This window comes from Pantoea sp. GbtcB22 (genome assembly GCF_019091025.1).
Lineage (GTDB): Bacteria > Pseudomonadota > Gammaproteobacteria > Enterobacterales > Enterobacteriaceae > Pantoea > Pantoea leporis.
Genome location: NZ_JAGXKB010000001.1, coordinates 276,077 through 289,952, shown reverse-complemented (window position 1 = coordinate 289,952; position 13,876 = coordinate 276,077). Strand labels below are relative to the sequence as shown.

The window sequence follows — 13,876 nt, the reverse complement described above, 5'->3', positions numbered from 1 at the left end:
CGGAGCAGGCCGGGGCCACTTTTGGGCCGGCAATCCGCAGCGCTGAACGTTAGCCTTTCGCCGGGAAAACCGATCCGCTTCACAACTGTACAAACGGATAACTATTTCTGGGGTTTATAATTAGTTTATTTCATGCGAAAAGCTGCTCGTTATACGGCATGGGCGATTACTATTAGCCGCATAAACGGCTTATGCCGTGCAGAATAAGATTTGTGAGGAGTGTCACCGGTGATTAGTGTTTTTGACATGTTTAAAGTGGGCATCGGCCCATCCAGTTCACATACCGTCGGCCCGATGAAAGCGGGCAAGCAGTTTGTTGATCTGCTGGCCGAACAAGGCAAATTGCAGGACGTGACGCGCGTGGCGGTTGACGTCTATGGTTCGCTGTCGCTCACGGGCAAAGGTCACCACACTGATATCGCGATTATCATGGGACTGGCGGGCTTCGAACCGGCCACCGTCGATATTGATGGCATTCCTGCGTTCATTAAAGACGTGGAGCAGCGCGAACGCTTGCTGTTAGCCAACGGCGCGCGTGAAGTGGATTTCCCACGGGAAGGCGGCATGGTGTTCCGCAGCGAAAACCTGTCGCTGCATGAAAACGGCATGACGGTATTTGCTTTCGCGGGCGATCTGCTGATTCTGAGTAAAACCTACTACTCCATCGGCGGCGGTTTCATCGTAGATGAAGAGCATTTCGGCCAACCGGTGTTGAACGAAGTTTCCGTGCCGTGGCCTTTCCACTCTGCTAAAGAGCTGCTCAGCCACTGTCGCGAAAGCGGGCTGTCGCTGTCCGGTTTGGTGATGAAAAACGAACTGGCGCTGCATACTCGCGACGAGATTTATGCCTATTTTGGCAACGTGTGGCAAACCATGCAGGCCTGTATTGATCGTGGTCTGAATACCGAAGGCGTGCTGCCGGGTCCGTTGCGCGTACCTCGTCGTGCGGCTTCACTGCGCCGTCTGCTGGTGTCATCCTCAAAGCACTCGAAAGATCCGATGGATGTGATCGACTGGGTGAATATGTTTGCGCTGGCAGTGAATGAAGAGAACGCGGCCGGCGGTCGTGTGGTGACGGCACCTACTAACGGTGCCTGCGGCATCGTGCCAGCGGTGTTGGCCTATTACGATCACTTTATCGAACCCGTTACGCCCGATATCTTCATCCGCTACTTCCTCTCTTCTGGTGCGATTGGCGTGCTGTATAAAATGAACGCCTCTATTTCGGGTGCCGAAGTGGGTTGTCAGGGCGAGGTAGGCGTGGCGTGTTCCATGGCAGCCGCCGGTCTGGCGGAACTGCTGGGCGGCAGCCCGGAACAGGTGTGCGTGGCGGCGGAAATCGGCATGGAACACAATCTGGGATTAACCTGCGATCCAGTCGCCGGCCAGGTTCAGGTGCCGTGCATTGAGCGTAACGCCATCGCTTCCGTAAAGGCCATTAACTCCGCGCGCATGGCGCTGCGCCGTACCAGTGAACCACGTGTGTCGCTGGATAAAGTGATTGAGACCATGTACGAAACCGGTAAGGACATGAACGCTAAATACCGTGAAACCTCTCGCGGCGGATTAGCGATTAAGGTCCAGTGCGATTAACGCTTCGCTGGTGATTTAAACAACAGTTGGCTATTTTTATTCATCTGTAGCTACCTCCAACTGAGTAAAACAGATACATTGATTTCGAGCGCGGCCCTTTGTGGCCGCGCTTTTTTTAGTGCCGTATTTTTTATTCAGCCGCGCTAAACCTGGCCGCCTCAATGCCGATAACCTACACGTTAATTTGGCTTCAATCTTTGTTTTGCAAGGTGGTTACTGATGCTCATTCCCCAGCAATTTGTGGGTCAATTTCGCCGTAAGCGACTGCTTATTGCGTTAGTGATCGCCTCGCTGGTTCTGGTCCTGACGCTAACTTTTCGTTATATCGAAGAGAAATCGCGCATTGAGCAGCAGTCGCTGAATTTCGCCACCCGCGCGATTGAACGCTTTGATCGTATGTTCTCGCCGCTGGATGTTTCCGCCAACAACACGCTCGGTTTGGTTGGCGTACCTTGTGCGCAAGTGCGTTATCCGCTGATTGAGAAAATTGCCGCGCTGCAAACCGTGCGCACCGTGCTGCTGGTTAAGGACGACGCGCTCTACTGCTCCAGCATTTTCGGCCCGCAAAACCTCTCCTTCAGCCAAACCTATCCTGAATTAGCTATCAATAATCAGCGCATGATGTTGGCCACGGACAGTGATCTGTTGAAAGGATCGCCGGTGCTGCTGCTGTGGACGCCAAAATCGCTGGATAATCGCGAAGGTCTGCTGCAAGTCATAAATATTGAATTGATGACCAATTATCTGCTGGAGCCGCAGTTGCCGTGGGTTGAGCGCGCCATTTTCAACGTGGGTGGTCAGAGCCTTGAATACGGTAATCCGCTGATTGAACAAACTGAACCGTCTGAAGATGAAGTGGCGTACGATCAGGCATCACTGCGCTATCCGTTTAGCATCACCTTGTACGGCCCTTCTCCCGCCCGGCTGGCGCTTAACACGCTACCTTCACAGCTGCCGCTGGCGCTGATGCTCAGCCTGCTGATGGGGTACATCGTCTGGTTGGCGACCGCCAATCGCATGAGCCTCAGTTGGCAGATCAGTTATGGCATCACCGCTAACGAATTTATGGTTTATTGCCAGCCGCTGATTAACGCTAAAAGCGGCGAGTGTGACGGCATGGAGCTGCTGCTGCGCTGGCATAACCAGCGTCAGGGCTGGATTGCGCCGGACGTGTTTATTCCGCTGGCCGAGCGGCAAAACCTGATCGCGCCGTTGACCCGCTTCGTGCTGGCGAAAGTCGTGGCTGAGCTGCCCAATCTGCCGCAATGTCCGTCGTTCCACATTGCGATTAACGTTGCCGCCAGCCATTTTCGCGATCGCGCCATTGTGGAAGATCTGCAAAATATCTGGTGGCCGGCCAATCCCATGCCAAAACTGGTGGTTGAGCTGACGGAGCGTGATGCCCTGCCAATCATCGATCAATCGGTGGTGTCGCAACTGCATGAAATTGGTGTGCGTCTGGCGATTGATGATTTCGGTACCGGCCACAGTTCGCTGGCTTATCTGAAAGACCTCCAACCGGATGTGCTTAAAATCGACAAGATTTTCACCGCCGCCATTGGCACCGATGCGATTAACGCGACCGTTACCGATATGGTGATCTCGCTGGCGCAGCGCCTGAATATTTCACTGGTGGCGGAAGGTGTGGAAACTGCCGAGCAGGCACACTATCTGCGTGAGCGCGGCGTCGACCATCTGCAAGGCTATTTCTACGCGCGCCCGATGCCGATTGAGGATTTCCCGCAATGGCTGGAGCAGCATCAGGCGCAGCTAAGCGCATAAAAAAACGGCCACTCCTTTTGGCGTGGCCGTTATTGTTTACTTCATTCCGATGACTTACCCGGCGTGTTCTTCGTGATCGAATGGCTTATCTTTGGTGATGCGCACCAGGTCGATACGGTAATCGGTCGCCTCAATCACCTGGAAGTGCAGCGGCGGCAAATCAATCACTTCGCCGGGCAGCGGCAACTGGCCTTTCTGTGCAATCAACAAACCGGCTAGCGAGGCGTGATCTTCATCGGCTTTCACCAACTCGTGATGATCCAGCAGCTGTTGCAGCGAGTGTAAATCGGTCCCGCCCTTCACTAACCAACCGTCGCCATCGGCAATGATGTCTGGCGTTTCGTCTTCATCCGGGAACTCACCGGCAATCGCTTCCAGCACGTCCAGCGGCGTGATTAAGCCCTGCACCACACCAAATTCGTTGGTGACAATTACGAAGCTACCTTTAGCACGCCGCAGCACGCCCAGCAGATTGATTGGGTCTAGGGTTTCCGGAACCACTATCGCCGGCGTGTTAGCCGCAAAGGTCGCCACATCCATGCCGTGTTCCAGCGCCACCAGCAGCTCTTTGGCACGCACCACGCCGATGATTTCATCCAGCTCACCGCGACATACCGGGAACAAGCTGTGTGGCGTATCCAGGAGCTGAATACGAATTTCATCCAGCGGACGCGAAACATCCACCCACGAAATGTTACCGCGCGGCGTCATGATGCTACGGATTGAACGCTGCGATAACGTCAATACGCCGTTGATCATGTAGCGCTCTTCGTCCTTAAACGCTTCCTGCGGCATCGCTTCGGTCAATGAGGTTTCTTCAGTTGTCGTCGCTTGCTTACGCTGGCGTCCACCCATCAAACGCAGAATCGCTTCTGCGGTGCGTTCACGCATCGGGCGGTGTTCCTGATGCTTAATAAAGTTACGGCGCGCAATCTGGTTAAACAGCTCGATGATGATCGAGAAGCCGATCGCAGCGTACAGGTAACCTTTGGGAATGTGGAAACCAAAACCTTCGGCCACCAGCGACAAACCAATCATCAGCAGGAAGCTCAGACACAGCACCACCACAGTTGGGTGTTCATTCACAAAACGCGTCAGCGGTTTCGAGGCCAGCAGCATGACGCCCATGGCGATCACCACGGCGGTCATCATCACCGGCAGATGGTTCACCATACCGACCGCGGTAATCACCGCGTCGAGTGAGAACACCGCATCCAGCACCACAATCTGAATCACCACCGCCCAGAAACTGGCGTAGCTCTTATTGCCCTGATGTTCGAGCCCGCGGTTCTCGAGCCGCTCATGCAGTTCCATGGTTCCCTTGAATAACAGGAACAAACCACCGAACAACAGAATTAAATCTCGTCCGGAAAAGCTGAAATCGCCTACGCTGAATAAGGGCCGCGTCAGCGTCACGATCCAGGAGATCAGCGACAGCAAGCCAAGACGCATGACCAGAGCGAGCGACAATCCGATTAGACGGGCTTTATCGCGCTGCTTCGGCGGCAATTTGTCCGCGAGGATGGCGATAAACACCAGGTTATCAATGCCGAGAACAATTTCCAGCACGATCAGCGTGAGCAAACCCGCCCAAATTGAGGGGTCGAAGAGAAATTCCATCAATGACTCCTTACCGGACGTGAAGGCGCACGAAGTTGAGTCTGCACCAGAGGGCGAGACGAGAGATCGTTACAGGCGGTGATAACGCTGAAGAGCGTGGAAGCGGGCGCGGAAAAGCGCTGAGAACATGTTGAGCGACGTCGGTGACGGTCCATAAAGGTGAGCTGAAGCCCGGTACTCCTGAATAAAAAACAGAACGCTAATGTATCAGTTACATCAACGACGTCAAAAAAATTTATTACATTTACAAATATCTACGTTAACGCAGGAATATCGAACAAAAGTGCACATTAGCGCCGTTACGCGCGAAATAGCTGACAAACATCACATAATTTATTTTTTCGATCACTAAAATAAATCGCGACCTTATCGCTGTGCAGCGGATTGTTGCGTTTTATTTATTGATGCTTTTTCTCTATCACATCATTAACGATCCACCTGAAACACTAACGGTAATTTTCAATGATTCCCGGCAATGCCAGAGAATCTCTCACGCGAACGGAGGTAGCAAGTGACCATTGCTATTGTAATTGGTACACATGGCTGGGCGGCAGAACAGTTGCTTAAAACAGCAGAGATGCTGTTGGGTGAGCAGGAAAATGTCGGATGGATTGATTTCGTTCCCGGCGAAAATGCAGAAACGCTAATCGAAAAGTATCAGGCACGGCTGGCCGATCTCGACACGTCAAAGGGCGTGTTGTTCCTGGTCGATACCTGGGGTGGCAGTCCATTTAATGCGGCCAGCCGCATTGTGGTGGATAAGGATGACTATGATGTCATCGCTGGCGTCAACATTCCGATGCTGGTTGAAACCTTGATGGGACGTGATGACAACCCATCGCTGGAAGAACTGATTCACATCGCGGTAGAGGCCGGTCGTGAAGGCGTTAAAGCCCTCAAAACTGAAACGCCAGCGCAAGCCGCAGCTGCGCCTGCTCCGGTTGCAGCGAAAGCGCCTGCTCAGCCGCAAAAACCAATGGCTGCAGGCGATCACATGAAAATCGGCCTGGCGCGTATTGATGACCGCTTGATTCACGGGCAAGTGGCCACGCGCTGGACCAAAGAGACCAACGTTACCCGCATCATCGTGGTATCTGATGAAGTGGCGAACGACCATGTGCGCAAAACGCTGCTGACGCAGGTGGCCCCGCCAGGCGTTACCGCGCACGTGGTGGATATCGATAAGATGGTTCGCGTGTGGAACAACCCGAAATATGGCAATGACAAGGTGATGCTGCTGTTCACCAATCCCACCGATGTGGTGAGGATTGTCGAGCAAGGCGTGGACATTAAGTCGGTCAATATTGGCGGCATGGCGTTCCGTCAGGGCAAAACGCAGGTGAACAACGCGGTATCGGTGGATGAAAAAGATATCACGGCGTTCCGCAAACTTAATGAGCGCGGTATCGAACTGGAAGTACGTAAAGTGTCCAGCGATCAGCGACTGAAAATGATGGACCTGATCGCCAAGGTCAATCCGTAGTTCGCCCTTTGCCTGCATACGTGGGCGAATTTTAGAGACCTTGCAGAGGAGAAATGCAATGGAGATAACCACGCTACAAATCATTTTGATATTTATTGTGGCCTGTATTGCCGGGATGGGATCGATTCTTGATGAGTTCCAGTTCCACCGTCCGCTGGTGGCTTGTACCTTAATTGGTGCGGTCCTCGGTGATATGAAAACCGGTATCATCATCGGCGGTACGCTGGAGATGATTGCACTGGGCTGGATGAACATCGGTGCGGCCGTTGCACCGGATGCGGCGCTGGCTTCGATTATCTCAACCATTCTGGTTATTGCCGGTGGTCAAAGCGTGGGCGCCGGTATCGCGCTGGCGATTCCGCTGGCTGCGGCCGGTCAGGTTCTGACCATCATCGTGCGTACCATCACCGTGGCCTTCCAGCATGCCGCCGATAAGGCAGCCGAGAAAGGCAACCTGACGGCGATCAGCTGGATCCACGTATCCGCGCTGGTATTGCAGGCGATGCGTATTGCCATCCCAGCACTGATCGTGGCGATTTCTGTCGGTACTCACGTGGTTCAGGAACTGCTGAACTCAATTCCAGACGTGGTCACCAACGGCCTGAACATCGCCGGCGGCATGATCGTGGTGGTGGGTTACGCGATGGTCATCAACATGATGCGCGCGGGCTACCTGATGCCGTTCTTCTACCTTGGCTTCGTTACTGCAGCCTTCACCAACTTTAACCTGGTTGCGCTTGGCGTGATTGGCGTGGTGATGGCGGTGCTGTATATCCAGCTGGCACCGAAATATAACCGCGTTGCAGGTGCTGCAACCAGCGGTCCTGCAAACAATGACCTCGATAACGAACTCGACTAGGAACAGGTGAAATCATGGTTGATACAACTAACACTCCAAAGAAACTCACCCCCGGCGATGTCCGCGGTGTGTTCCTGCGTTCTAACCTGTTTCAGGGTTCGTGGAACTTTGAACGTATGCAGGCGCTGGGTTTTTGCTACTCAATGGTGCCGGTGATTCGTCGCCTCTATCCAGAAAATAACGACGAACGTAAACAGGCGATTAAACGTCACCTCGAGTTCTTCAACACCCATCCTTATGTAGCGGCGCCGGTGCTGGGCGTTACCATGGCGATGGAAGAGCAGCGTGCCAACGGTGCGCCCATTGATGATGCAGCGATTAACGGCATCAAAGTGGGTCTGATGGGTCCGCTGGCGGGTGTGGGCGACCCGATCTTCTGGGGTACCGTGCGTCCGGTGTTTGCTGCTCTGGGTGCCGGTATCGCGATGAGCGGTAGCCTGCTGGGTCCACTGCTGTTCTTCATCCTGTTTAACGCCGTGCGTCTGTTGACGCGTTATTACGGTGTGGCGTATGGCTACCGTAAAGGCGTGGATATCGTCAGCGATATGGGCGGCGGTTTCCTGCAGAAACTGACGGAGGGCGCGTCGATTCTCGGCCTCTTTGTCATGGGGGCCTTGGTTAACAAGTGGACGCATGTGAATGTGCCGCTGGTGGTGTCACGCATCACCGACCAGACCGGTAAAACCACGGTTACTACGGTGCAATCTATCCTCGATCAGCTGATGCCAGGCCTGATTCCACTGCTGCTAACCTTTGGCTGTATGTGGCTGCTGCGTCGTAAGGTGAATGCGTTGTGGATTATCGTCGGCTTCTTCGCCCTCGGTATCTTCGGTTACTGGATCGGCCTGCTCGGTCTGTAATCACCCCGCCGGGAGCCCTGCTCCCGGCTATTATTGAGCGGCATTATCTGAGCGCCCACGTTGAGATAATTTCGCTTGAGGAAGAACATCTTATGTCACTGACTGACGCCCTGATCGCCCTGCTGATTGCAGGCTTCATTCTGTTCGCCATTTATGATGAAGCGATCCTGCCGCGCCGCAATGGCCCTACAAAACTGCGCGTCGCACTGCGCCGTCGCCATAAAATCGATAGCGCCATTTTCGTGGTGCTGCTGCTGATTCTGCTGTGGAACAACATTGATAAACATGGCACACAACTCACCACCAATTTGCTGATGGTGCTGTGCTTTATGGCGATTTGGCTATTCTGGGTGCGCAGCCCGAAGCTGTTGATGAAGGAAAATGGACTGTTTTTTGGCAGCGTGTGGATCGACTACGGTCGCATTCAGAGTATGAATCTGTCAGAGGATGGCATTCTGGTGATGCAACTGGAGCAGCGCCGCCTGCTGATTGCTGTCAAACAGCTTGATGACCTTGAACGGATCTACAATACGCTGGTGGAAGCGCGTTAATCGCGCTGCCATAACGTCAGCATAAAGTCGGCGTCACAGTTAAACTCGCTGGATGCCGCCAGGTTCTGCCACACTTCTTCGCGTGCACGCCAGGCAAATGGCGTCATCTGCAATAAGCTCACCGCCTCACTTCCGCTCAACGTCATGCTGTAATGCAGATTTTGTTGATCGACCTGCCTGAAGCCGGCATACACTTTCTCTTCCGCCGCGTGCAACTGCACTTCGCGATAAATCAGCGCCTTGAATTGCTGCAAGTGATGCGGTCCCGGCGTCACCGTTAGCAGGTAGCCACCTGCTTTAATTACGCGGCTCAGCTCATCTTCATTGCAGGGCGCATAGATGCGCACCACGCCATCCAGAGAAGCATCGGCAAAAGGTAAACGCTGGCTGGACGCCACGCAGAATTTCACCGCACGATAACGTTTTGCTGCCATGCGAATCGCCGCTTTCGCTACATCCAGCCCAAAGAGTTGCGCCTGCGGTAACGCATCGGCCATCGCCGCAGTGTAATAACCTTCCCCACATCCGATATCTAACAGCTGCGCACCTTGCTCACTCAGATGCTGCGCGAGGATCCTGGCGACAGCCGCGCGCAACGGCTGATAGTGTCCGGCATCGAGGAAGGCGCGTCGTGCCTGCAGCATCTCGGCGCTATCGCCCGGTTCGCGCGAACCTTTGTGCTGCACCGGCAGTAAATTGACGTACCCTTCTTTCGCCTGATCAAACTGATGACCTGCATGACAGCGGAAGCTATTCACCTGCTGCAATAAAGGCTGATGACAAAGTGGGCAAATCAAAGACATAGATAACTCCGGGTTAGCAATTCGCGGCGCAGTTTACCCTGATCATCTGGCTACAGAAAGAATAAAAGAAAAAGCCCCGTTCAGTGAACGGGGCTTTAGGATTCGTTTCAGTGGTGCATGGCACCGAGCCTGAGGGCGAAATCAGATTGGGGTAACGTTGACCGCAGCAGGACCTTTCTGGCCATCCTGGATTTCGAACTCAACGCTTTGGCCTTCAGCCAGAGTTTTAAAACCATTGCCCTGGATTGCAGAGAAGTGTACGAACACATCTTTGCTACCATCAGCAGGAGTAATAAAACCAAAACCTTTAGACTCGTTGAACCACTTAACCTGACCTTTAATCTTTGCCATTTCGCAAATTTCCTTTCAATGATTATATTGCCCGCAGGCAGACTTACAGATAAACCAGAGACATTACTGAATGAGGCACTAATTTAAGGTTCGGCAAGGAAGCGGTATTCAACGTCAACGTCTTTACTCGTAACTTCTTTACTGAAGATGCCATACATAAACAGAACTGTACCTCGTTTGACCTACGATTTGTTATCACATATCCGTAAATTAATGGCAAGCCATTTTTAAACGGTGATCGACGTGACGCACATAATTAGTTAATTGGCGCGGCACTTCATCAATCAACATATTGACACCCAACGCGGAAGGTGCGCAAAAAAGGGTTATCAGTCAGTATAGTTAGCGCCAAATTGCCGCTTAGTCAAGCGCAGCGGTAATGTCTATATTGGTACAATTGTAGGGGTTAACAGTACGACAAAAATATTGCACTAATATGGCATCAATAAAATATTCCACTGAAAACTTCGCTCGCTACACAACAACTGCGCGCCGTTCAAATCTTGTACAAATAATTTTCTCAGGTATAAGTTATTAATTGCTTTGCACCAAAATCAGGAGAAACCAATAATATGCGCCCCATATAAACGCATTAACCTTAGGTGGCATTTATCTCAATTTTAACTATCTACCCAACAATTAAATGTTAAAAAGAACATTGAAGAGCTTGATTTAACAAAAACTCCTTAGGATAAATCTTAGTTGAAATTCTTTCTGGCAGGTATGGTTGCTATTCACACCGGGCTTAGAAGGGAAATTATTAGAAGCCATTATCCCGCCACGCACCATTTCAGTGCGCAGCGGTAGCCATAATGGCGATTATTTCACCCCTTTTAACGGCTTAACGTTCCGGGATCATCCGAATAAAATCGCGTTTTTCATCCGCGTCTTCATCCGCTGTTGGTTTTGCTGTGGATGGCTGTGCGTCAACCAGACGGCGCAGGAGCGCATTCTGTTTCTTTTGCTCTTCGATAACGGCTTCCAGCAAACGAATCTGCTCACTGGCGCGCACGCTAGCCCGGTTGACAAAGAACCAGACAATAAAGGCCACAAGAATGATGATGGCCAGAACGCCATAGTTAAACAGCGGGCTGGTGTTTGCGGCTAATTCGTTCATAACTGCCTCTATAGTCAAAAATCAAACATCTACTCCGCCGCTGATTCTACTCGCTGCCGACGCAAAAGATAATGGGTAGCGACGGAAAGCAGATTATCCCGCCTGCCCTCTCTTTCAGTTATCTCTGATCGATTAGATGGCTAAAGCGCGGCATGCTGCTACAGTAGATTCGCAGCAACGTTGGATGCGCTGCGTTGTGTATCACAAGGAGATAAGATGAAACTACTTATTCGGACGATTATGCTGGTGGCATTAATTTGGTTAGCGATGCTGCTGACCGGCTATGGCGTACTCACCGGCAGCAATAAGAATGCGGCGGGACTTGGGCTGCAATGCAGCTATCTGACCGCACGCGGTATGATTACGGCACAGTATCTGCACACAGACAGCGGTATCGTTGGCGTAACGGATTGTCCACTGCTGAAGAAAAGTGGCGAAGTGGTCGACAATTAAGCGTTGAAACGGGCTGGCAACAGCCCGTTTTTCATTTCAGAAAGGATAGTTGTGGTAGCCCATTTGTTCAGACAGATTGCGCGCCGCACGATGCAGCATCGCCACATACTCATTTTTGGCTTCTTCGGAAAAACGAATGGTGGGGAATGAGATGCTTAGCCCCGCAATCACCACGCCAAAACGGTCAAATACCGGCACCGCGATGCAACGTAAGCCCTCTTCCTGCTCTTCATTATCTTCGCCAAATCCCTGTACTTTGACCTGATCCAACACCGCCAGCAACGCTTCTGCAGTGACAATGGTTTTCGCAGTACTGCGGCGGAATTCCACTTCGCTGAGGATCTCCTGCACTTCAGCGCGATCGCGCCATGCCAGCAGCACTTTACCAATCGCGGTGGTGTGCAATGGATTGCGGCGGCCGATGCGCGAATACATACGCAGGTTATAAAGAGAATCGATTTTATGGATGTAGACGATGCTGTCTTCTTCCAGCGCGCCGAGGTGAATGGTTTCTTTAGTCAGACGCGACAGCTCACGCATCTCAATATCGGCGCTACGAATCAGATCAACGTTCTGCAACGCTTTGGCGCCGAGTTCGAACAGCTTGAGCGTCAGCGAGTATTTCTCACTTTCTCCTTCCTGCGCCACATAGCCAAGCGATTTCATGGTCTGTAAAAAGCGATAAACGGTACTTTTTGACATCATCACGCGTTGAGACAATTCGGTGATGCCGTGATCGCGCTCTTCGCCCAGCGCCTGCAGAATGCCAAACACTTTCATCACTGATGAAACCGAGTCTGGCTGTTTATCATTATCACTGCTCGCCATGGCGCGTATCCTTTTTGACAGTGTTTCAAAAAAAACGGAACAGAAGCGCCAGTATATGCGTTTCAGCCTGATGGCGGCAACGACTGACGCTAAGTGACACATCCACACGTAATTTTATGTCAATGAATGCGGTGCTTTTCGGCAGCGAATTGATTAGCATGATGATATTCACTCTCTTTACTTACTTTACTTATGCCTTCTACTGTTGCCCAGGATGGATTACCCCTTCCACAGCGCTATGGCGCGATCATCACCATTGCGCTCGGTATCATGATGGCGGTGCTGGATGGAGCTATCGCCAACGTGGCCTTACCAACCATTGCGCGTGAGTTGAATGCCAGCCCAGCCGAATCGATCTGGATTGTTAACGCCTACCAAATCGCCATCGTTATTTCGCTGCTGTCGCTGTCGTTTCTCGGCGATATGCTCGGCTACCGCCGTGTCTATCAAGTTGGACTCGCGCTGTTTATCGCTACCTCACTGTTTTGCGCCCTCTCCTCAACGTTGAATACGCTGACCGTGGCGCGTGTGCTGCAAGGCTTTGGTGGTGCCGCATTGATGAGCGTGAACACGGCGCTGATCCGCATCATCTATCCGCAGCGCTTCCTCGGGCGCGGTATGGCGATCAATTCGCTGATTGTTGCGGTCTCCAGCGCGGCCGGTCCAACCGTAGCGGCGGCGATCCTGTCTGTTGCCAGCTGGAAATGGCTGTTCCTGATCAACATTCCACTCGGCATCGTTGCGCTGTGGCTGGCGTTGCGTTTCCTGCCGGATAACACCCAGAAAGCCAAACAACAGAAATTCGACGTGCCAAGCGCCGTAATGAATGCGCTGTTCTTTGGCCTGCTCATATCTGCACTGAGCGGTTTCTCGCAGGGACAAAACGGCTGGCTGATTGTGGCCGAATTGGTGGCATTGGTGTTGGTGGGCATTGTTTTCGTTCGTCGCCAGTTAGCGATGCCGGTGCCATTGCTGCCGGTGGACTTGCTGCGCATTCCGATCTTTTCGCTGTCGATAGGCACCTCAATTTGCTCGTTCTGCGCGCAGATGCTGGCGATGGTGGCGTTGCCGTTCTTCCTGCAAAATGTGCTGGGCCGGGATGAAGTGGCAACCGGCTTGCTGCTCACGCCGTGGCCGCTGGCAACCATGGTGATGGCACCCATTGCAGGTCGCCTGATCGAGAAGTTCCATGCCGGATTATTAGGCGGATTGGGATTAGCGATGTTCGCTGCCGGGCTATTCCTGCTGGCGCTTTTACCGACGCAGCCAACTGACGTGGATATCATCTGGCGCATGATGCTGTGCGGTGCCGGTTTCGGCCTGTTCCAGTCGCCTAACAATCACACCATCATCACCGCAGCACCGCGTAACCGCAGCGGTGGTGCCAGCGGAATGCTGGGTACCGCGCGTCTGGTGGGACAAAGCAGCGGCGCGGCGCTAGTGGCGCTAATGTTTAATCTGTTCAACGACAGCGGTACACACGCCTCACTGCTGCTAGCGGGTAGCTTTGCCAGCGTCGCTGCCGTAGTGAGCCTGGCGCGCATGACGCAGTCACGGCAGGCTGCCGAATCCTAGA

13 protein-coding genes and 1 pseudogene are annotated in these 13,876 nt (G+C 52.8%); 8 read left to right on the top strand and 6 right to left on the bottom strand.

What is annotated here, in order from left to right; translation table 11 throughout:
• The first annotated feature begins 228 nt into the window (after positions 1 to 228).
• Both KVT28_RS01375 and KVT28_RS01370 read left to right on the top strand, forming a co-directional pair.
• Positions 229 to 1,593: an L-serine ammonia-lyase gene (locus KVT28_RS01375; protein WP_101764191.1), complete on the top strand. Its 1,365-nt coding sequence runs from the start codon at positions 229 to 231 to the stop codon at positions 1,591 to 1,593.
• Positions 1,594 to 1,812: 219 nt separating this feature from the next.
• Positions 1,813 to 3,375 carry an EAL domain-containing protein gene (locus tag KVT28_RS01370; RefSeq protein ID WP_192234061.1) on the top strand — a complete coding sequence of 521 codons (1,563 nt, stop codon included), beginning with the start codon at positions 1,813 to 1,815 and terminating at the stop codon, positions 3,373 to 3,375.
• A 54-nt stretch (positions 3,376 to 3,429) separates the two neighbouring features.
• On the opposite strand, the gene KVT28_RS01365 is transcribed toward KVT28_RS01370, so the two are convergent.
• Positions 3,430 to 4,995: a TerC family protein gene (locus KVT28_RS01365; RefSeq protein WP_192234063.1), complete on the bottom strand. Its 1,566-nt coding sequence runs from the start codon at positions 4,993 to 4,995 to the stop codon at positions 3,430 to 3,432.
• 511 nt (positions 4,996 to 5,506) lie between these two features.
• On the opposite strand from KVT28_RS01365, the gene manX reads away from it, so the two are divergent.
• The 4 genes from manX to KVT28_RS01345 all read left to right on the top strand — a co-directional run bounded on the left by manX (position 5,507) and on the right by KVT28_RS01345 (position 8,748).
• Positions 5,507 to 6,478 (top strand): PTS mannose transporter subunit IIAB, encoded by a 972-nt coding sequence (gene manX, locus KVT28_RS01360; RefSeq protein ID WP_192234065.1) that lies wholly within the window; start codon positions 5,507 to 5,509, stop codon positions 6,476 to 6,478.
• Positions 6,479 to 6,536: 58 nt separating this feature from the next.
• Complete coding sequence (locus tag KVT28_RS01355) at positions 6,537 to 7,337, top strand: PTS mannose/fructose/sorbose transporter subunit IIC (RefSeq protein ID WP_064738889.1); 801 nt, start codon at positions 6,537 to 6,539, stop codon at positions 7,335 to 7,337.
• Between the two features lie 14 nt (positions 7,338 to 7,351).
• Positions 7,352 to 8,197, top strand: a complete 846-nt coding sequence (locus KVT28_RS01350) for a PTS mannose transporter subunit IID (RefSeq protein ID WP_008110411.1) — start codon at positions 7,352 to 7,354, stop codon at positions 8,195 to 8,197.
• Positions 8,198 to 8,289: 92 nt separating this feature from the next.
• Complete coding sequence (locus tag KVT28_RS01345) at positions 8,290 to 8,748, top strand: DUF986 family protein (protein WP_110866290.1); 459 nt, start codon at positions 8,290 to 8,292, stop codon at positions 8,746 to 8,748.
• On the opposite strand, the gene rlmA is transcribed toward KVT28_RS01345, so the two are convergent.
• From rlmA to KVT28_RS01325, 4 genes and pseudogenes are all read right to left on the bottom strand, one after another.
• The gene (gene rlmA, locus KVT28_RS01340; RefSeq protein ID WP_217546461.1) at positions 8,745 to 9,551 is read right to left on the bottom strand and encodes a 23S rRNA (guanine(745)-N(1))-methyltransferase; all 807 of its coding nucleotides are present in this window, start codon (positions 9,549 to 9,551) and stop codon (positions 8,745 to 8,747) included. The genes KVT28_RS01345 and rlmA overlap by 4 nt on opposite strands.
• Before the next feature lie 141 nt (positions 9,552 to 9,692).
• The gene (gene cspE, locus KVT28_RS01335) at positions 9,693 to 9,902 is read right to left on the bottom strand and encodes a transcription antiterminator/RNA stability regulator CspE (protein WP_008110414.1); all 210 of its coding nucleotides are present in this window, start codon (positions 9,900 to 9,902) and stop codon (positions 9,693 to 9,695) included.
• 86 nt (positions 9,903 to 9,988) lie between these two features.
• Positions 9,989 to 10,060: pseudogene (locus KVT28_RS01330) on the bottom strand (DUF2627 domain-containing protein); the annotation flags it as partial.
• 683 nt (positions 10,061 to 10,743) lie between these two features.
• Positions 10,744 to 11,019: a YebO family protein gene (locus tag KVT28_RS01325; RefSeq protein WP_137385919.1), complete on the bottom strand. Its 276-nt coding sequence runs from the start codon at positions 11,017 to 11,019 to the stop codon at positions 10,744 to 10,746.
• Between the two features lie 216 nt (positions 11,020 to 11,235).
• Between KVT28_RS01325 and KVT28_RS01320 the strand changes: the two genes are divergently transcribed.
• Positions 11,236 to 11,472, top strand: a complete 237-nt coding sequence (locus KVT28_RS01320; protein WP_008110416.1) for a YobH family protein — start codon at positions 11,236 to 11,238, stop codon at positions 11,470 to 11,472.
• Positions 11,473 to 11,508: 36 nt separating this feature from the next.
• Here KVT28_RS01320 and kdgR read toward each other — a convergent pair whose 3' ends face one another.
• Positions 11,509 to 12,300: a DNA-binding transcriptional regulator KdgR gene (gene kdgR, locus KVT28_RS01315; RefSeq protein WP_101764185.1), complete on the bottom strand. Its 792-nt coding sequence runs from the start codon at positions 12,298 to 12,300 to the stop codon at positions 11,509 to 11,511.
• 192 nt (positions 12,301 to 12,492) lie between these two features.
• Here kdgR and KVT28_RS01310 point away from each other — a divergent pair, with 192 nt between their 5' ends.
• Positions 12,493 to 13,875, top strand: a complete 1,383-nt coding sequence (locus KVT28_RS01310) for an MFS transporter (protein WP_217546459.1) — start codon at positions 12,493 to 12,495, stop codon at positions 13,873 to 13,875.
• The last annotated feature ends 1 nt before the right edge of the window (position 13,876 follow it).

What these genes read in the sequence shown, in the direction of transcription:
- KVT28_RS01370 (WP_192234061.1), top strand. Translation starts at nt 1,813, where the DNA reads ATGCTCATTCCCCAGCAATTTGTGGGTCAATTTCGCCGTAAGCGACTG.
- KVT28_RS01365 (WP_192234063.1), bottom strand. Translation starts at nt 4,995, where the DNA reads ATGGAATTTCTCTTCGACCCCTCAATTTGGGCGGGTTTGCTCACGCTG.
- KVT28_RS01355 (WP_064738889.1), top strand. Translation starts at nt 6,537, where the DNA reads ATGGAGATAACCACGCTACAAATCATTTTGATATTTATTGTGGCCTGT.
- KVT28_RS01350 (WP_008110411.1), top strand. Translation starts at nt 7,352, where the DNA reads ATGGTTGATACAACTAACACTCCAAAGAAACTCACCCCCGGCGATGTC.
- KVT28_RS01345 (WP_110866290.1), top strand. Translation starts at nt 8,290, where the DNA reads ATGTCACTGACTGACGCCCTGATCGCCCTGCTGATTGCAGGCTTCATT.
- rlmA (WP_217546461.1), bottom strand. Translation starts at nt 9,551, where the DNA reads ATGTCTTTGATTTGCCCACTTTGTCATCAGCCTTTATTGCAGCAGGTG.
- cspE (WP_008110414.1), bottom strand. Translation starts at nt 9,902, where the DNA reads ATGGCAAAGATTAAAGGTCAGGTTAAGTGGTTCAACGAGTCTAAAGGT.
- KVT28_RS01325 (WP_137385919.1), bottom strand. Translation starts at nt 11,019, where the DNA reads ATGAACGAATTAGCCGCAAACACCAGCCCGCTGTTTAACTATGGCGTT.
- KVT28_RS01320 (WP_008110416.1), top strand. Translation starts at nt 11,236, where the DNA reads ATGAAACTACTTATTCGGACGATTATGCTGGTGGCATTAATTTGGTTA.
- kdgR (WP_101764185.1), bottom strand. Translation starts at nt 12,300, where the DNA reads ATGGCGAGCAGTGATAATGATAAACAGCCAGACTCGGTTTCATCAGTG.
- KVT28_RS01310 (WP_217546459.1), top strand. Translation starts at nt 12,493, where the DNA reads ATGCCTTCTACTGTTGCCCAGGATGGATTACCCCTTCCACAGCGCTAT.